Source organism: Rhizomicrobium sp. (genome assembly GCA_037200385.1).
Lineage (GTDB): Bacteria > Pseudomonadota > Alphaproteobacteria > Micropepsales > Micropepsaceae > Rhizomicrobium.
This window is the reverse complement of sequence record JBBCGL010000001.1, coordinates 2,218,843-2,236,097: the sequence shown is the minus strand read 5'-3', so window position 1 is coordinate 2,236,097 and position 17,255 is coordinate 2,218,843. Positions and strand designations below refer to the sequence as shown.

General features: G+C 65.9%; 16 protein-coding genes. 14 read left to right on the top strand and 2 right to left on the bottom strand.

The window, feature by feature from the left end:
• The first annotated feature begins 107 nt into the window (after window positions 1–107).
• The 12 genes from WDM91_10660 to WDM91_10605 all read left to right on the top strand — a co-directional run bounded on the left by WDM91_10660 (window position 108) and on the right by WDM91_10605 (window position 14,058).
• Complete coding sequence (locus WDM91_10660; protein MEI9995046.1) at window positions 108–1,922, top strand: ATP-binding cassette domain-containing protein; 1,815 nt, start codon at window positions 108–110, stop codon at window positions 1,920–1,922.
• Window positions 1,923–1,983: 61 nt separating this feature from the next.
• A complete protein-coding gene (locus tag WDM91_10655) occupies window positions 1,984–2,571 on the top strand; it encodes an RNA polymerase sigma factor (GenBank protein ID MEI9995045.1) in 588 nt (195 codons plus the stop codon).
• A 26-nt stretch (window positions 2,572–2,597) separates the two neighbouring features.
• Window positions 2,598–3,530: a FecR domain-containing protein gene (locus WDM91_10650; protein ID MEI9995044.1), complete on the top strand. Its 933-nt coding sequence runs from the start codon at window positions 2,598–2,600 to the stop codon at window positions 3,528–3,530.
• 82 nt (window positions 3,531–3,612) lie between these two features.
• Window positions 3,613–6,195 (top strand): TonB-dependent siderophore receptor, encoded by a 2,583-nt coding sequence (locus tag WDM91_10645; GenBank protein MEI9995043.1) that lies wholly within the window; start codon window positions 3,613–3,615, stop codon window positions 6,193–6,195.
• 87 nt (window positions 6,196–6,282) lie between these two features.
• The gene (locus WDM91_10640) at window positions 6,283–7,479 is read left to right on the top strand and encodes a LuxR C-terminal-related transcriptional regulator (protein MEI9995042.1); all 1,197 of its coding nucleotides are present in this window, start codon (window positions 6,283–6,285) and stop codon (window positions 7,477–7,479) included.
• 431 nt (window positions 7,480–7,910) lie between these two features.
• Window positions 7,911–8,420 carry an RNA polymerase sigma factor gene (locus tag WDM91_10635; protein ID MEI9995041.1) on the top strand — a complete coding sequence of 170 codons (510 nt, stop codon included), beginning with the start codon at window positions 7,911–7,913 and terminating at the stop codon, window positions 8,418–8,420.
• 87 nt (window positions 8,421–8,507) lie between these two features.
• Entirely contained in the window at window positions 8,508–9,416 is a 909-nt protein-coding gene (locus tag WDM91_10630; protein ID MEI9995040.1) for a FecR family protein, read from the top strand.
• A gap of 34 nt (window positions 9,417–9,450) precedes the next feature.
• Entirely contained in the window at window positions 9,451–9,807 is a 357-nt protein-coding gene (locus WDM91_10625) for a hypothetical protein (GenBank protein ID MEI9995039.1), read from the top strand.
• Window positions 9,808–9,984: 177 nt separating this feature from the next.
• Entirely contained in the window at window positions 9,985–11,607 is a 1,623-nt protein-coding gene (locus tag WDM91_10620) for an ATP-binding protein (protein MEI9995038.1), read from the top strand.
• A 320-nt stretch (window positions 11,608–11,927) separates the two neighbouring features.
• Window positions 11,928–12,749: a tonB-system energizer ExbB gene (exbB, locus tag WDM91_10615; protein ID MEI9995037.1), complete on the top strand. Its 822-nt coding sequence runs from the start codon at window positions 11,928–11,930 to the stop codon at window positions 12,747–12,749.
• A gap of 5 nt (window positions 12,750–12,754) precedes the next feature.
• Window positions 12,755–13,183: a TonB system transport protein ExbD gene (gene exbD, locus WDM91_10610; GenBank protein MEI9995036.1), complete on the top strand. Its 429-nt coding sequence runs from the start codon at window positions 12,755–12,757 to the stop codon at window positions 13,181–13,183.
• The gene (locus WDM91_10605; GenBank protein ID MEI9995035.1) at window positions 13,180–14,058 is read left to right on the top strand and encodes a TonB family protein; all 879 of its coding nucleotides are present in this window, start codon (window positions 13,180–13,182) and stop codon (window positions 14,056–14,058) included. Before exbD ends, WDM91_10605 begins: the two co-directional genes overlap by 4 nt.
• Here WDM91_10605 and WDM91_10600 read toward each other — a convergent pair.
• A complete protein-coding gene (locus WDM91_10600; protein MEI9995034.1) occupies window positions 14,042–14,674 on the bottom strand; it encodes a helix-turn-helix domain-containing protein in 633 nt (210 codons plus the stop codon). The genes WDM91_10605 and WDM91_10600 overlap by 17 nt on opposite strands.
• 93 nt (window positions 14,675–14,767) lie before the next feature.
• On the opposite strand from WDM91_10600, the gene WDM91_10595 reads away from it, so the two are divergent.
• Complete coding sequence (locus tag WDM91_10595) at window positions 14,768–15,814, top strand: aldo/keto reductase (GenBank protein ID MEI9995033.1); 1,047 nt, start codon at window positions 14,768–14,770, stop codon at window positions 15,812–15,814.
• A 190-nt stretch (window positions 15,815–16,004) separates the two neighbouring features.
• A complete protein-coding gene (locus WDM91_10590; protein MEI9995032.1) occupies window positions 16,005–16,655 on the top strand; it encodes a heme-binding beta-barrel domain-containing protein in 651 nt (216 codons plus the stop codon).
• A gap of 85 nt (window positions 16,656–16,740) precedes the next feature.
• Here WDM91_10590 and WDM91_10585 read toward each other — a convergent pair whose 3' ends face one another.
• Window positions 16,741–17,241 carry a Spy/CpxP family protein refolding chaperone gene (locus WDM91_10585; GenBank protein MEI9995031.1) on the bottom strand — a complete coding sequence of 167 codons (501 nt, stop codon included), beginning with the start codon at window positions 17,239–17,241 and terminating at the stop codon, window positions 16,741–16,743.
• Between the last annotated feature and the right edge of the window lie 14 nt (window positions 17,242–17,255).

Genomic DNA, 17,255 nt, shown 5'->3' with positions numbered 1-17,255 from the left:
GAGGCGTGGGCGCCACATTGCCGTTTGCGATTCGCAAGGCCGCCGTCCGGCATGGGCATCTTGCGCCCATGTCGCGCCGGGACGCGCGAAACAAGGATCTATCTGACGTGATACAGCCCCGCCATCTCCGCATCGACCCGCGCAGCTACCGCCTCGATGGCAGGTTCTTCCGGCGCGTCTACAATCTTTCCAAGCTGTATTGGCTCCGCAAAGATGCTTGGAAGTCGTGGCTCGCGCTGGGCGTCCTCATCGCCTTCGTGGCGTCCTACAGCGTCTCGGGCGCCTATTACTCCTACCTCACCCGCGATCAGACGAACGCCCTGCTGGCGCGCCATGCCAGCCTGTTCTGGTACCTCCTGGCGATGACCATCGTCTTCGTGATGGTGCGGCACGGCATCTACGCGATCGAGAGCTATATCGACGGGCGGCTCAACCTGCATTGGCGGCAATGGCTGTCCACGCATCTGATCGACGAATACCTGTCGCGACGCACCTATTACGAAATCGTCATGGACGAGGTGATCGACAACCCCGACCAGCGCATCCAGGAAGAGGTCGGGCCGTTCTGCCAGACGATCGCTTATCTGCCGCGCCAGGCCTTCGGGATGGTGCTCGACATGAGCGTGCAGGCCTTGATCCTGATGTCCATCTCGCGCGCGCTCTTCTGGGTGGTGGTCGTCTTCGCGGCCGTCAAGACGGTGGCCATCCTTCGGCTGTACAAGCCCACCGTCCGGCAGAATTACGATATCACGGTGTCGGAGGCCGACCTGCGCTACGGCATCCTGCACGTGCGCGACCACGCAGAGACCGTCGCCTTCTATCATGGCGAATATGCCGAGCGCGCCCATATCCTGATTCGCCTTGCCACCGCCGTCCGCAAGAACCTCGTCAACATCGTATATTCGGTCTGGCTGTCCTTGGCCGAATCCGGCTTCTCGGTGGTTTGGATGGTGATGCCGTTCCTGTTCCTTGCGCCGCTCTATCTCAGCCATCGCATCGAATACGGCACCATCGCCCAGGGCAGCGCGTCGGCGTTGGCTCTGCTGAATTCGCTGTCGCTCCTGATGCGGTTCATCCCGACCCTCACCCTCGCGGTGCCCAAGGTGATCCGTCTGGCCGAAATCCAGGAGAAGTTCGAGGAGATGGGCCGCGAGCGCGTCTCCACCGCCGCGGTGCCGCGCATCGGCTTTCGCGAGGACAAGCAGATCGCGCTCGACCATGTCTCGCTCCAGACGCCCGGCGGCGAGCAGAGCCTCGCCCGGGACGTGAGCTTCAGCATCGCGCCGCGCGAGCATATGGTGATCGTCGGCCGCACCGGCGTCGGCAAGAGCTCGCTGCTGCGCGCGATGGCGGGCTTGTGGACGCGCGGCAGCGGCCAGATCGTCATGCCGCCCCATGACGTGACGCTGTTCCTGCCGCAGAAGCCCTACATGATCCTCGCCAATCTGCGCGAGCAGTTGCTGTATCCGCGCCGCCGCACCGATGTGAGCGATGCCGAGCTGCAAGCCGTCCTGGAGCGCGTCACCTTGCACGACCTCGCCGAACGCCATGGCGGGCTCGACGCCGAGAGAGATTGGGGCCGCGTCTTGTCGCTCGGCGAGCAGCAGCGCATCGCCTTCGCGCGCGTCCTGATCAGCCGGCCGGAGTTCGTCCTGATGGACGAGGCGACGAGCGCCGTCGATGTCGAGACGGAGCGGCTGCTCTATGGCCTCCTGGTGCGCTCGGGCGCCACCTTCGTCAGCGTGGGCCATCGCCCGACCATCTTCAAATACCACAAGACGGCATTGCGCCTGTTGCCGGGCGGGGCGTGGGAAGTCCTGCCCGCAGGCAATCTCCAAGCCGCCGACGTCGAGGAGGTCGAAGATCTGGAGGCGGGCGTCGATGCAGTTCAAACCGGCGCCAGGCTCGACGCGGCGCAATAATCCTTCTGCGGTGTCTGCGCGGCACGCTCGTTTAGGACAGTGGGTGTGTGGCGTAAGGCGAATGGCGGAGCCGGATCTGCGGGAGTTGACGGGAGAGGGGCTCGTTCCCGACGCCGACATGTTGTTCGCGGCCTATGGCCGCAACCGCGCGCGACTGTTGCGGTTCCTGTCGCGCCGGCTCGGATGCCGCGCCACCGCCGAGGACCTGGCGCAGGACATCTGGTTCAAGCTCGCGCGGGTGCGCGGCCCGGTCCGCGATCCCAGCGCGTTTCTCTTCCAGATCGCCGCCAATCTGGTGCGCGATCACGCCAAGGTCGAGCGGCGCCGCGCCGAACTTCTCAACCAGGCGATGGATATCCTGTGGCGCGAGGAAGACGTCGTCACGCCCGAACATCATTTGGTGGCCGCCGACGCGCTCGCCAGCATGGACAAGGCGATCGCGGCGCTGCCGCCGCTCAGTCGCCAGATCTTCGTTCTGGTCTACTTCGACGGATTGACGCAGGGTGAGGCCGCCAAGCGGCTTGGGTTTTCGCGGGTGACGGTCAACCACCATGTGCGACGGGTGCTGGACCGGCTGGCGGAGGTCCGCGCCGGCTTGGCGGACGAACCGCACCGGATGCTTAACAGCATGCGGTGCCGGATCGTCTAAGTCTTGTCCGTGGACGGTTCGTAACAATGACCGCAGACCCCAGCAATGCTGCCGACACGCAGCTTCGACGCCAGGCGCGCGCTTGGCTGGCGCGCCTGACCACGGGCAAGGCGGCGGACCTCGCGGCGTTCGAGGCGTGGCGCGCCGATCCGGCGCACGCGGCCGCTTTCGAGGAAGAAAGGCGGCTGTGGCGCAGCCTCGCGGCCCATCGCGCCGCTTTTGCGGCGGGCCTGCCGGCCGTCCTGCCGCGCCGGCGGCGGCTTTGGCTGCCGATAGGCGCCATGGCCGTGACCCTTATGCTCTGCGTGCTGACGCTCGGGCAGCCGCTGCTGTGGCTCGAAGCCGACCGCATCACCGGGCCGGGCGAGATCGCGCCCGTGACCCTGCCCGACGGCTCGCTGGCGATGCTGAACACCAACTCCGCGCTGGCGATCGATTTCCGTTCCGGGCGGCGCGATGTCGCGCTGCTGCGCGGCGAGGCGTGGTTCTCGGTGCGTCACAATGCAGCGCATCCTTTCCGCGTCACGGCCGCAGGCGGCGAAATCCGCGATGTCGGAACCGCTTTCGACATACGCCGCGATGCAGGCGGTCGCGTCACGGTTGCAGTCACCGCCGGCGAAGTTGCAGTCGGCAATGCCGGAATCCGCGCGCATGCGCATGCGGGCGAGATACTGCGATACGGTGCAGGCACGGCGCCGCACGCCGGGTCCGGCAATATCGCGGCCCTTTCAAGCTGGCGAAGCGGCCGCGTGGTGATCGACGGCCGTTCCTTGGGCGATGCCGTCGACGAATTGGCACGCTATCGTCCCGGTGTGGTATTTCTCCTGAGCAGCAAGGCGAGCCAGAAGGTGAGCGGCAATTTCCGCATCTCCGCCATCGATCAGGGTCTCGAAGGTCTTGCCGCGGCGCGCGGACTGACCGTGACGTATTTCACGCCTTTCGTGGTCGTCCTGCGTTGAGCCGCTGCGTTTACACATCGCACGCGCCAGTCGTCCTAGAATCGAGCGCCGGACTTCCCGTCGCTCTGAGCGAGGGATGATGATGCGTATCGGGGGCTTGAAGAGTGCGTGGTTGTGCGGCGTGGCCTGTGCCGCCGCGATCGTGTTGGCGTCGCACGGCGCATATGCGCAGGGCGAAGGCGTCGAAAGCTTCGCCATTCCGGCCGAGCCGCTGAGCCAGGCGCTCGACGCCTTCGCCGAGAAGACGGGATTGCAGCTCGCCTATCCGGCGGAATTGGCCACCGGCATCAAGAGCCGCGGTCTCACCGGCAGCTATGCGGCGAGCGAGGCGCTCCGCCTGCTGCTCGCCGGCAGCGGCCTGACCTTTCATTTCGCCAACGCCACGACCATCGTGATCGAGCGGCCCGATACGCATGGCGCGCGCGCCTTGGGGCCGGTGGAAGTGCAGGGCGCCGAAGGCGTCGCCGCCAACGGTTCGACCGATCCGACCGCCACCGAAGGCACCGGCAGCTACACCACCACCGCGACGACCATCGGCTCCAAGGCGCCGCTTTCGATCCGCGAGACGCCGCAGAACGTCAGCGTGATGACGCAGCAGCAGATGCAGGACCAGCATCTGGAAAGCATGGCGGATGTCCTCAACCAGATGCCCGGCGTCACGGTCCTCAACAATGACGGCAATGTGAACCCGTCATTCTATTCGCGCGGATTCGAGATCACCAATTTCCAGATCGACGGCGGTGCGCCGCTCAACATCAGCAACACGATCACCACTGCGGTCAACATCCTCGGCTTTACCGCCGGTTTCGACATGGCGGAATACGATCACGCCGAATTGCTGCAGGGGCCGGACGGTCTGTTTTCGGGCGTGGGCAACCCGAGCGGCACCGTCAATCTCGTACGCAAGCGTCCGCTGGATCACGACCAGGTCGGCCTCGAAGGGGCTGTCGGGTCATGGGACAATTATCGCGCCGCGGTGGATGTCACCGGACCGCTCGATATCGCGGGCCTCGGCGACAAAATCCGCGGCCGTTTGGTGGCAAGTTATCAGTCGCAGGACTATTTCTACAAGACGGCGACCACCAATCACCTTCTTCTCTACGGCGTCGTCGAGGCCGATCTTACGCCGGAGACATTGCTGACCGTCGGCGCCAGCTTCACCAAGCAGGACTCGTTGCCGTGGTTTGCCGGCCTGCCGCGCTATGCGAACGGCGACGACCTGCACCTGCCGGTCGATACCTCGTTTGCGCTGCCTTGGAGCCGATATCAAACCTCGACGCCGGAGATCTTTGTCCAGCTGAACCAGAAGCTCGCCGGCGACTGGACGGTCCATGTCAATCTCACGGATACGGCGCAAGACACGAATTCCAAATATGGCTTTCTCACCGGCGGCGTCACCGACAATCCCATTACCGGAACGAAGATGGAGGGCTATCAAGCCAAGAGCGTCAACCGCCAATATCTGGCGGACGCGACCGTCACGGGATCCTTCGATCTTTTCGATCGCCACCACCAACTGACGGCGGGCGCCAGCTATGGCTATGTCGACGGCGTGGGTTCGCTGGATTATTCGACGCTCTATCCCGCGCCCTATCCGCCGGTGGATATCTTCCATTTCGATCCCGGCGCATGGCCCGAGCCGGCTTCCCTGGTACCGTATCAAGGGTTTGCCGCCGAAAATCAGTCCCAATGGCGGGCCTACATGACCCTGCGCCTGGAGCTTTTGCATGATCTGCATGCGACCGGGGGCTTCTCCATCAACACGTTCGATTTCAAGGAAATCGATCAGCCGCTCGACGCAACGGGCCATCCCGACGGCCCGCCAAGCGCCCCACTCAGCTACGGCGATCACTCCGTGGTCATACCCTATGGCGCGGTGACGTATGACATCGACGATGCCTGGTCGGCTTATTTCAGCTACACAAAAATCTTCCAATCCGTGGCCAACTATTTTGGCGGACCGCCGCCGGGCCACCCGCTGCCGCCGATCCTGGGCGCCAGTTACGAAGCCGGCATCAAGGGCGAACTTCTCGGCGGGGCGCTCAACACCACGCTCTCGGTCTACCGCACCAACGAGACGAGTTATCCGACGATTCTGGACCCGACCTATCCGCCGATCCAGAACGGCCTCAGCCTCTGCTGCCTTCTCGACAACGGCGACTTGAAGAGCGAAGGCGTCGAAGCGGCGGTGGCGGGGCAAATCCTGCCCGGTTGGCAGATATCGACCAGCTTCAGCTACAATTACAATGTGACCGTCTATGACGGCACCGCTACCGACACCGGAGAGGTGTTCTCCAACCAGACGCCGAAATATCTCTTCAAGCTGTGGACGACCTACCGCTTGCCGGATGACTTCAAGCGCTGGCAGGTGGGCTTCGGGGCCAACGCGCAGTCGGCGGCTTTCGGCAAGGGGTCTGTCTGCGTGGTCTATCGTCCTGCGCCCAGCACGAGATGCCTGACCCAGGTGCCCTATGTGGTCGACCAGCCTGGCTATGGCGTGTTCGGGGCGAGCGTCTCCTACGATATCGACGATCACTGGCACGCCATGCTCAACGTCGACAACATACTCGACAAGACTTACTATCAGAGCATCGGGACGGCCGCCGGGGGCAACTGGTACGGCAATCCGCGCAATTTCATGTTCACCGTCCGCTACCAGAACTGAACACGGCGCCCTCCCTGCCACGCGGCGGGGAGGGCGTTCGCCGCAGCCGAGCTTGCGGAGTTTGATCGTTCCGCTCGTTCTCCTGGCATGGTTGTCTCCGCCCTCCGTCGCACCGGCCGGTCCGCCGTCAAATCGCATCCCATTCCCATGCCGCACGGCACGATCTCCGCCGACGCCATCGCCGCCCTGGCGCCGCTCGCCTGCGCCCGCGATGTCTCGGAATTCTGGGACGCGGCGCTGGCACTGATCCGCGCCGCGGTGCCGTTCGACACCGCCTTCCTGTGGTACGACTATTACGACTTCGCCAATTCGAGCCAGAGCTCGCTGGTGCTGGAAGCGCCGTGGCGGGAGCGCGATCCGGACTACTGGCACGCCAGGCGGGCACATCACCCCACGCCGCAATTCCTGAAGGATCATCCCGGCGCGCCGCTGCACCGGGTGAGCGACGCCTTGTCGGCCGAGGCGCTGCCGCACAGCGCCTTCTACCGCCGCTTCATGCAGCCGGAGGGCTGGGAATTCGGCATTACCTTGAGTTTCTGGCAGCGCCAGGAGGTGCGCGCCAATATCGTGATCTACCGCACCGCGGCCCAGGGCGATTTCTCGGCCGAAGAAGAGGCCTGGCTGCGCGCCCTTCATCCCTTGATCCGGTCGGTGCTGTTCCGTCTCATCCACGAGCAGCAGCAGCGCGCGCTCCACGCCAGCCTGTCCAATTTCGTCGCCGGATTGCCGATCGGCGTGATGCTGGTCAACTGGAACCTGCAGCCGGTGTTCGTCAACGACGAGGGTTACAAGCAGGCCTTCTTCTGGGTCCACGGCACCGAGCGGCCTTACACCGTGCTGCCGCGCAAGATGCTGCAGGTGCCTCCCGACCTGGCGGCGGCGTGCGAAGTTTTGCGCCGGCGCTGGCTGGAAATGGACGAGCATGGCGACATGCCTGCCGAGCATACCGTGCCATCCAAACATTCCGATTTATACGCCGTGGTGCGCGCCCAGCAGGTGCACGGCGTCTCGGCGCACCGGCCCAGCTTCCTGATCCGCTTCGGCGGACTCGGCTCGCGCGCCCATGACGCGTTCCAGCCGAGCGACGAGCAGCTCAAGATCCTGTCCCAGCTCACCCCCGCGGAGCGCAAGGTCGCGATCCTTCTCGTCCGCGGCCTTTCCAATCGCGAGATCGCCGAAAGGCTCCATCGCGAGCGGTGCACGGTGAAGGACCATCTCAGCCATATCTACGGCAAGCTCGGCGTGCGAAACCGCACCCAGCTCACCAGCCTCCTGTCCCGCTGACCCTGGCGAACGCAAGGCGGCGCGCGAGCCCGTGTCGCATAAGTCTACTTGACTGATAGACTATGGAGACAATACCTTGGGCGCTATGTCGCGCATGAATCCGCCACATGGAGGGGATGGTGAGACGGGCGATCGCATCGGCCGCCGCTCTGCCGTTCCTGCCCAGGAGGCGGGCGGATTGCCTAGCGCGGTTGCCTCGATTTCGCGCAGTGCCCGCCGGCGGGCCGCGTTGCCTTCGCCGCAAGACTTGGAATCCGGCGTTTTTCCGTCGGACCCGCGCGGTCGACTCCAATCGCCAAAACTCTCGGCTGCGGCCGCCCCGTCGGCATATCGGTTTGCGCAGAGGCCGGAGACGAGACGGGCGTTGCATTGCAGTCCGCCGCGTATGGCCCCACACTTGTCGCCATCTTGTCATATGGTGGGCGTTGGGGATGGCTGAAGTTCTGACATTTTCGGATCTTGAATCGGTCTTCCTGGAAGCGCGCCCCGACCTGGAGCGGATGCTGCGCCGCCGGACCGGTTCATCGCCTCTGGCCGCCGATCTCGCACAAGAACTCTATCTCAAGCTCCGCCGCATCGCGGCGCCGCTGCCGAACCGGCACGAAGCGCGGGCCTATCTCTTCCGCATGGCCGCCAATCTGGCGACCGATCACAGGCGCGTCGAAGGACGGCGCATGGAGCTTCTGGCGGGCAACGTCTCGCTGTTTTCCGGGATCGGGGCAGGCCCCGAGGATGACGCGCTCACACGCGGCCAGATGCGGCTGGTGGAAGCGGCGCTGGCGGAGCTTCCGCCGCGCTGCAAGGACGTCCTTTATATGAGCCGGATGCTGGGCATGACCCATTCGGAGATCGCCGCCGAACTCGGCGTTTCGCGCAGTTCGGTGGAAAAATATGTCATGCGCGCGTTATTGCATTGCCGCGAGCGTTTGGCCGGGTCATAAACCGGATATTGTCTTGTGGTTCTTGCCACGCCGGTTCGTTCTTTCACCATGGAAATACAGTTATCCGATCCGGCGGGGGGCTTGGACGTGCCCTCCGATATAGACGAGCAGGCGATCGCCTGGCTTGTCCGGCTCACCTCTGGCGAAACCGTCGCCGAAGATCACGCCGCCTTTGCGCGCTGGCGCGCGCTCAGCCGCGACCACGAAGCGGCCCTCGCGCGGGCGCGGCAATTGTGGGTGGGCCTCGGCAATGCCTGGGTGGAGCCGGTCCAGGCGCCGCCGCTCCGGCGGACGGCCATGCACGCCTATTTCGCGACTGCGGCTTGCCTCGTCCTCGCCGTGGCCTTGATATTCCAATATCGCCAGGACTGGCGGCACGACTATGTCACGGCCGCCGGCCAGCGCGAAAGCTTCACGCTCGCCGATGGCAGCCGTGTCGAACTGGATGGCGGAAGCGCGCTCGACGTGCGCTTCGCCGACGGCGCGCGCAAGGTCGTGCTGGCGCGGGGCGAGGCGTTTTTCGACGTCGTGCACGATCCGCGTCGTCCCTTCACCGTGATCGCCGGAGCGGGCGTCATCCGCGATGTCGGGACCGCTTTCGGCGTGCGGCTCGAGGATCAGGAGCGTGTCACCGTCACGGTGGCGCGGGGCAGCGTCGAGGTGAACGACGGCGTGGCCGGCGCGAGGCTGGTGCCCGACCGGCGCCTTGCGTATGGACCCGAAGGGCTCGGTGCCGTCGAACGGATAAAGGCGGACGAGGCGCTGGCCTGGACGCGCGGGCGCCTGATGCTCGAAGATCTGCCGCTCACCACCGTGCTCGCCGAGCTCGACCGCCATACCGACCAGCGGATCGTCTTCCTCGGCAGCCCCAAGTCGGGCCTTCGCCATGTGAGCGCCGCGATCGATCTCGACCATACGGCCGACTGGCTGGATGCGTTGCGCAGCTCGCAGAATCTGCGCGTCGTCCGGCTGCCGGGCCTCGTCGTCGTCTACTGACGGGCCGTTCGTCCATTCCAACCGGAGATATGAGATGAGATACGCCCTCGCCGTCGCGGGCTTTTTGGCCGTCGCACCCGCCTTCGCGCAAACCGCGCCCAGTGCCGTGCCGCTTGCCAATCCCTGCGTGCAGCCCGCCCTGCCGCAGCGTTTTTCGCTTCCGCCCGAAGACATCGCCTACCTGCACAAGCAGGTGAATGCCTATGGCGAGTGCATCGCGAAATATGTGTCTGCGCGCCAGTCCGCGGGCCAGGACTATGCCGGTCGCGCCCGGGCCGAAATCGATGCCGGCAACGCCGCCGCGACCGAGGCAAACGCGTATATCGCCAAGGTCAGGGATTTCGAGAGCCGGCACCGCGACAAGGGCGCCGCGTCGGCCGGCGCGAACTGATGTCACGCCCATTGCGGTGTTCGGCCGGCCGGATCGTTATGGCGAAGTGAGGGCGAAGGCATCGGAAAACCCAGCCGTGGCGCACATTTCACGCCCGTTGGCGGGTATGCCGCCGCGGTTTCCGCTCCTAGCCTCGGCGTCGAAACCATGGCGGCTTTCCGGTCGCCGCAACGATGGATGAAATCCCGCAAGATGAACGTCAGTCCCAAAATTGGCTTTCCGCCCGCAACGCGCGATCGTGCGAACGATCCGTCTCTCTCGCCGACGCAGGCGGCGGCGGATGCCGAGCTCGACGTCCTGCTCAAGGTCGCGCCGGTCGTCGGCCTGGTGAGCACGGTGGGCATGGGCCGGACGCTGATGCTGACGGCCCAGATCGCCAAGCGCGGCGGACATCTGATCACGCTCGCCGAGATGGCCGATGCGTCGGCGGCAACCGATCCGCTCGCCTTCGCCGACGCGGTGGGCAAGCTCATCGACACGGCGCTCACCGAAAACGATTTCGTTGCCGTCGACGACTTCAATTTCATCACCCGCATCGGTCAGAGCCCCACCGCCCCCCGCGGCGGCTACACCGCGATGGTCGCCAAGCGGCTCCTCGAACGGATGGCGCAGGAGCCGCACAAGCGGCTGCTCATCGCCGGCCCGCCGGCCAACCAGTATGGCCAGTTCTTCCTCGACACCTTGATGGATCGCGGTGCCGTGGCGACGCTCAATTCCTTCCGCGTCGAGGACTATGCGGCCATCGTCGGCAACATCCTCGGAGCGCGGGCGAGCGGCATCGATTTTCAGCAGCTCTTCCGCCATGCCGCGCGGCTGACCGGCCATCAATTGCGCCTCGCCAGCGCTCTCCTGCAGGACGTGCCCGCGCCGACGACCGAGCAGTTCATCGACGTCCTCAACCATCACATCGTCGCCAGCAATGTGCGCACCAATGAAGTCGAGGACATCACCTTCGACCGTCTGCCCGGCGCCGAGCACATCGCCGAGGCGCTCGAAACCGCGATCGTCCTGCCGCTCGAGAACCGCAAGCTGGCGCAGGAGATGGGCCTGAAGGCCAAGCGCGGGGTGCTGCTCTATGGCCCGCCCGGCACCGGCAAGACGGTGATGGGCCGCGCCCTGGCGCACCGCATGAAAGGCAAGTTCTTCCTGGTCGACGGCTCCTTCATCAGCGAGCCGCCGGGCACCTTCTTCGACAAGCTCCAGGCGGTGGTGGCGGAAGCCAAGGCGAACTCGCCTTCCGTTCTGTTCATCGACGACGCCGACGTGCTGTTCAAGATCGAGCATATCCAGGGCGTGGTGCGCTTCCTGCTCTCCCTGCTCGACGGACTGGAGAGCGAAACGGCCAACAATGTCTGTGTCATGATGACCGCGATGGACGTGCGCCATATTCCCGACGCGGTGCTGCGGTCCGGCCGTGTCGAGGTCTGGCTGCAGACCAAGCTGCCAGACGCCGACATCCGTGCGCGCATCCTCAAGCGCTATCTCAACGAGGACAAGCACCTGCCGGACGTCAACATCATCGATTTCGATCGCCTGGCGTCGGCGACCGAAGGCTTCACCCAGGCCGATCTGCGCCGTGTGGCCGGCGATGCGAAATCGCTCTACGCCTCCGACCTGGTGAAGGGCCGCGTGCCCGTCACCGCGGTGGACTACGTGCTCAATGCGGTGGACGCGGTGATCGAGGTGCGCGGCCGCATGGCCGACAGCCTGGGGGACGAAAAGCTCCGTCTCACCGGCGGCAAGAGCAAATACTTCAACAAGGCGGCGGCGACGAGCTGCGGAGAAGCCTGCGGCTATTGACGCCGGCCGCGGGTTCCCGACGCGCGGTGCTCGCGCCTAGGAGCGATGCCGACGTTTACCTTATGACCCCTTCGCTGCCTGCAGCGGAGGGGTTTTCGTTTGTCCCTTCGTCGCGGCCGTTCCCGTCTTCCGGCGGATGGAAGCCCCGGCGCTCTCCATCGCAGACTTGATCTGTCGCGGCAATTGGTCTCCGGGGCAGGGGCTTGCGGAGTCTGGGCCGACCACTCGTTTCCGTTTCAAAGTCCGATCGGGTGGTTGCTATCTCGTCGTCATTTTCGGACCGCGGTTTTCCGGCCGGTCCGGCAGGTTTGGAGTGTATCATGCGTCTCGTCAGCCCGGTCCGGTTGGTCAAAAGGTTGCGGCGCCGGGTGAGCACGGGCTTCATCGCGGGCGGGGCGGCCTTCGCGGCGGCGATGCTGGCGCCCGGCGCGGCCTCGGCCGACGGTGTCCTCGCCCATATCGCGAACCGGACGCTTGTCGTCGGCTCGTTGCCCCAGAACCTGTCCATCATGGGGATGTTCATGAACGCCGGTCCCATCGTGAAGGGCGTGATCCTGATCCTCCTGCTCGCCTCGCTGCTGACCTGGACGGTGTGGATCGCCAAGAACGTGGAACTGCTCGGCGCCTCGCGGAGTCTTCGGCGCGCCGTCGAATTGCTGGCGGGCGCCAGGTCGTTGAACGACATCGCCAAGACCGGCGACCGCGTCGTCGATGCCTTGCTGCAGGAGGCGCGCACCGAATTGAAGCTGTCCGAAGGGCTGAAGGGCGGCAGCGTCAACGACCGTATCGAGGTCCGGCTGGAACGCGTCGAGGCTGCTTCGACGCGCCGCATCCAATCGGGCACCAATCTGCTCGCCTCGGTCGGTTCGGTCTCGCCCTTCGTCGGTCTCTTCGGCACGGTGTGGGGCATCATGTACAGCTTCATCGGCATCAGCCAGGCGCACACCACCAATCTGATGGTCGTGGCGCCGGGTATCGCCGAGGCGTTGCTCGCAACCGCCTTCGGCCTCGTCGCCGCGGTGCCGGCGGTCGTGATCTACAACGGCTTTGCCCGCGCGATCGCCGGCTATCGCGGTCTGGTGGGCGACGCGGCAACGCTCGTCCTGTGCCTTGCCGGGCGCGACCTCGATCGGCGGGCCTGAGCGCGATGGCCGTCAAGTTTCATCCCGAATCCGAAGATCTGCCGGTCAACCACGAGATCAACGTCACGCCGTTCATCGACGTGATGCTGGTGCTGCTGATCATCTTCATGGTGGTGGCGCCCTTGGCGACGGTCGACGTACCGGTCGATTTGCCGGTGTCCTCGGCCGGGCCGGCGCCCGACGTCGAGCCGGTCTTCGTCACGCTCCAGGCCGATCACGGCGTCTCCATCGGCGACACGCTGCTGAAGAACGCCGATGTCGGCGCGGCGCTGGATGCGGCGACCAAGGGCAAGAAGGACACGCGCATCTTCCTTCGCGCCGACAAGCGCGTCGACTACGGCGACGTGATGGGATTGATGGACCAGCTGCGCAAGGCGGGATATCTGAAGGTCGCCCTGGTCGGCCTGGACGCAGCCGACGCGGCCGCGCCATGAGCGCACATTCCAAACCGATGCAGATGGCCCTCCGTCCCTCGGGCGGCGCGCTCGTCCAGCCGCGGCTGACGATCGGCGGCGGGGCCGGGCCCGACCCGTTGCCGCCGGCGAATGGCGGAGTCGCGCACAGCATCTTCGGCAGCCGCGTGCGGGCCGATTTCGCCCGTTACGGCATGAGCGCCCTTGTCGCGTTCTGCCTGCATATCGCGATCGCACTCGTCTGCCTGCTGGAATGGATGAGTACGCCCGCGATGCCCTCACAGTCTGCGGCGCTGATGGTGGATCTGGCGCCCACGCCGTCCTCGCCGACCGCGGTCTTCAAGGAGACGCCCCCCGGTCCGCACCAGGTCCAGGCCCAGCCGAAGCCCCAGCCGCAGCAAAAACCGCAGCCCAGGATCAAGCAGCCGCCCGTGATGCATGGCGAGGTCGTCCTGCATGAGGACGCACGCAAGACGCCGCCGGCGCCGCCCGACCGGCCGCCCGCGCCGCGCAGCACCGACGCGCCGACCTCGGTCGCGCCCAAGAACGACGTCGCCGCGGCGCCCGCTTCGGGCGCCGCATCGGACCCGGCGCGCACGGCGGAGGAAAGCTGGGAAGGCGCGATCCTCGCCAAGCTCGAGCGCGCCAAGCGCTATCCGGGCCTCGCCCAGATGCGGGCGGAGGAAGACGTCGTTTATCTGCGCTTCACCGTCGATCGGAGCGGTCAGGTGCTCACGGCGAGCATCGATCGCAGCCGCGGCTTCGCGCTCCTCGACGACGAAGTGCTTTCCCTCATCCGGCGCGTGCAGCCCCTGCCGCCGCCTCCGGTCCAGGTCAAGGGCGACAGCATCGAGCTCGTGGTGCCGGTGGAGTTCTTCATCAGGCACGGCCGCTAAGCGCAGTCGGCGGCCGCGCCTTCCTTGATCCGGCCCGGCCAGCGCCGCCGAGGACGGTCTTTCGAACGGCTTGCAGCACCTCATCCGCGAGCGCGGCGTCCGTCTTCGCGACCGCGCGCGACACGGCGACGGCACCGATTTGCGCGGCCACGGACGCAATGGCGAGGCGGCGCCTTCGCGCGGCGGGAATCGTCTTCTCGAGAGAACCCTCGACCATCGCCACCATCTCGTCGAAGGCGCGCGTGAAGCTGACGCTGACGGCCGCGCCCTGCCGCGCGATTTCGCTGGCGGACGCGGTCATCGGGCATCCCGTCTCCAACCCGTCGCGCATGCCTGTCGAGAAAAGCGCGGCGAGGTGGTCTTCGAACGCTATGCGCCGCCCGCCCGCCCGCGCCCGGACCTGCGCCATGTTGCCTTCGAAGCCATGGGAGAAAGCTTCGGCCGCCAGCGCGTCCTTCGATGGAAAATGCGCATAGAGGGCGCCATGGGTCAGTCCCGCCGCCTTGGCGATCTCCGCCACGCCGACGCCGTCGATGCCCCGCTTGCGGAACAGCCGGCTGGCCGCCCGCAGGAGGGCATCGCGGTTTTCCGCCGCTCTTTCCCTGGAAACACGCATTCCGGAAACTCCCGAACCGAGAATCCTTTTAGTTGCGGTCGCCGCCAAAATCAATTAGTTGTGCTCGCAATCAATATGCGATGGAGACGGGCCATGCGTTACAAGCTCTTCGGCAAGCATACGGGCCTGCGGGTCTCCGAACTGGTGCTGGGGGCGGGCAATTTCGGCACGCGCTGGGGCCATGGCGCCGAACCCGACGAGGCGCGCCGCATCTTCGACGCCTATGCGGCCGCCGGCGGCAATTTCATCGACACCGCCAATGGCTACCAGTTCGGCCAGTCCGAGGAGATCCTGGGCGACCTGCTGACCGGGCGGCGCGACGACTTCGTGCTGGCCACGAAGTTCACCATGGGGACCGACCCGAAGGCCGGCATCCTCGTCACCGGCAACAGCCGCAAGGCGATGGCCGCGTCGGTCGAGGCGAGCCTGAAGCGGCTCAAGACCGATCGCATCGACCTCTACTGGGTCCACATGTCCGATGGCGTCACGCCGGCCGAGGAGATCGTGCGGGGCTTCGACGATCTCGTGCGGGCCGGCAAGATCCTCTATGCGGGCCTTTCCGACTTTCCCGCCTGGCGGGTGGCGCGGGCCGCGACCATTGCCGAATTGCGCGGCGCCGTCCCCATCGCGGCTCTTCAGGTCGAGCACAGCCTCGTCGAGCGCACCACCGAGCACGAGCTTCTCCCGGCCGGCCATGCGCTCGGCCTCGGCATCGTGGCGTGGTCGCCGCTCGGCGGCGGCATGCTGACCGGCAAATACCGCCAGGGCGAGAAGGGCCGCGCCGAGGGCTTCGGCGGGCGGGTGTTCCAGCCCGAGAATTCGGCGCAGCGCACCGCCATCCTCGACGTGCTGATCGCGGTCGCGAAGGACACCGGCGTCACGCCGGGCGAGATCGCCATCGCCTGGGTCGCGGCCAAGGGCTCGCTCCCGATCATCGGGCCGCGCACGCTGGCCCAGCTCGAAAGCAATCTCGGCGCGACAAAGTTTACGCTGTCGCCCGGGCAGGTCGCGCGCCTTGATGAGGTGAGCGCGATCCCGGCGATTTTCCCCCACACGGTGCTCGACGATCCGGGGACGCGGCAGGGCTTCACGGGCGGCAAGCTCGCGCAATTCGACGCGCCGGCGCAGAGCGCGGCCTGAGGCGACTCACCCGGCGACGACCGAAAGTCTTGTCTGGGGCGCGAATGACGGCCACGCCCTTTCCATATCGGCGTCCTTTTTGCGTCGCGAACGCGATGCGCCGCAGCCGGAATATTTTTCCGTGGCGGTTGCGACGGGCTGGCCGTTAAGAGGAGACTCGCGCGGGCGCCGAACATTGGGGTGTGATCGCATGAATCCCTTTCCTGAGGATATTTTCACCGAACCGGCGGATGTCGATCCGGACACGCTGGCCAATCTCGGGCCGCTGCGCCGGCTAGCCGGCGTGTGGCAGAGCAGCAAGGGCGTCGATCTCAATCCGAAGGCCGACGGGCCGGAGCGGCGCCAATTCATCGAGCGCATCGAGATGCAGCCGATCGATCCGCAGGCCAATGGGCCGCAGCTGTTCTACGGCCTGCGCTATCACGTCCACATCAACACGCCCGAAGAGGCCATCACCTTCCACGACCAGGTCGGATACTGGCTGTGGGAGAAGTCGACGGGCCTGGTGCTGCAGTCTCTCACCATCCCCCGGGGCCAGACCGCGCTCGCGTCGGGCTTTGCGAAGCCGGACGATATGGGACTGGTGGTGACCGCCACGCGCGGCCGGACCGATTACGGCATCTGCTCCACCGACTTCCTCGAATATGCCTTCCGTACCGACGCCTACCGGCTCGAGATCACCTTCAGTCCCGACGGCAGCTGGAGCTACGTGTCCGATACGACATTGGCGGTGCGCGGTCAGACGGAGCCGTTCCGGCACCGCGACGTGAACACGCTGGTGCGGATCGGAGAGCCGCAGCCCAATCCCTTGATGCTCTTGCAAGCCGAAAAACCGGCATGACGATGCGGAAGCGGCGCGCCTTTACGCGCGGCCATCTTTTCTCGCCGCGCGGCTGGCGAGAGGTCCGGGACTCGACGACCGGCGCCTAGCGACGCGCGCGCAATCTCGACGCCGTCCGATGGCCGAATACGGCATCGGCGATTCTCTGTTGCGGCTCGGGCATGGCGGCATAGAGCGGCGCGAAGGCGGCGGCCAATTTCTTGAGACCTTCGGCATGTGCGACGACGATGGCCTGATAGGACAGCAGATCGTCCACGGCGCTCATATGTCCGGCCTTTGCGGCACGTGCCTCTACCGCATCGTCGACCGCCGAAGCATTGTCGAGCATCACCTGCGCGACGCCGCTCCACTGGGCTTCCTGTTCCGGCGCGATCTTCAATTGATCGTGCAGATGCTTGATGCGGACGGCCACCGACATATGCCGCCCATGATCGCCGGCATCGTGCGTGTCGCAGGCGGACATGGCCGGGAGCGGCGCGGCTTGTCCGCGACCGGCTGCTGCCGCCGGATTGCCGATCGCAAGGGCGCAGATCGCGGCGGACGACAGGAGTATCAGGCGTGTTTTGGCCGATAAAAGGATGGTCATGAGATACCTCGTTT

What these genes read in the sequence shown, in the direction of transcription:
- WDM91_10655 (MEI9995045.1), top strand. Translation starts at nt 1,984, where the DNA reads ATGGCGGAGCCGGATCTGCGGGAGTTGACGGGAGAGGGGCTCGTTCCC.
- WDM91_10650 (MEI9995044.1), top strand. Translation starts at nt 2,598, where the DNA reads ATGACCGCAGACCCCAGCAATGCTGCCGACACGCAGCTTCGACGCCAG.
- WDM91_10645 (MEI9995043.1), top strand. Translation starts at nt 3,613, where the DNA reads ATGCGTATCGGGGGCTTGAAGAGTGCGTGGTTGTGCGGCGTGGCCTGT.
- WDM91_10640 (MEI9995042.1), top strand. Translation starts at nt 6,283, where the DNA reads ATGGTTGTCTCCGCCCTCCGTCGCACCGGCCGGTCCGCCGTCAAATCG.
- WDM91_10635 (MEI9995041.1), top strand. Translation starts at nt 7,911, where the DNA reads ATGGCTGAAGTTCTGACATTTTCGGATCTTGAATCGGTCTTCCTGGAA.
- WDM91_10625 (MEI9995039.1), top strand. Translation starts at nt 9,451, where the DNA reads ATGAGATACGCCCTCGCCGTCGCGGGCTTTTTGGCCGTCGCACCCGCC.
- WDM91_10620 (MEI9995038.1), top strand. Translation starts at nt 9,985, where the DNA reads ATGAAATCCCGCAAGATGAACGTCAGTCCCAAAATTGGCTTTCCGCCC.
- exbB (MEI9995037.1), top strand. Translation starts at nt 11,928, where the DNA reads ATGCGTCTCGTCAGCCCGGTCCGGTTGGTCAAAAGGTTGCGGCGCCGG.
- exbD (MEI9995036.1), top strand. Translation starts at nt 12,755, where the DNA reads ATGGCCGTCAAGTTTCATCCCGAATCCGAAGATCTGCCGGTCAACCAC.
- WDM91_10605 (MEI9995035.1), top strand. Translation starts at nt 13,180, where the DNA reads ATGAGCGCACATTCCAAACCGATGCAGATGGCCCTCCGTCCCTCGGGC.
- WDM91_10600 (MEI9995034.1), bottom strand. Translation starts at nt 14,674, where the DNA reads ATGCGTGTTTCCAGGGAAAGAGCGGCGGAAAACCGCGATGCCCTCCTG.
- WDM91_10595 (MEI9995033.1), top strand. Translation starts at nt 14,768, where the DNA reads ATGCGTTACAAGCTCTTCGGCAAGCATACGGGCCTGCGGGTCTCCGAA.
- WDM91_10590 (MEI9995032.1), top strand. Translation starts at nt 16,005, where the DNA reads ATGAATCCCTTTCCTGAGGATATTTTCACCGAACCGGCGGATGTCGAT.
- WDM91_10585 (MEI9995031.1), bottom strand. Translation starts at nt 17,241, where the DNA reads ATGACCATCCTTTTATCGGCCAAAACACGCCTGATACTCCTGTCGTCC.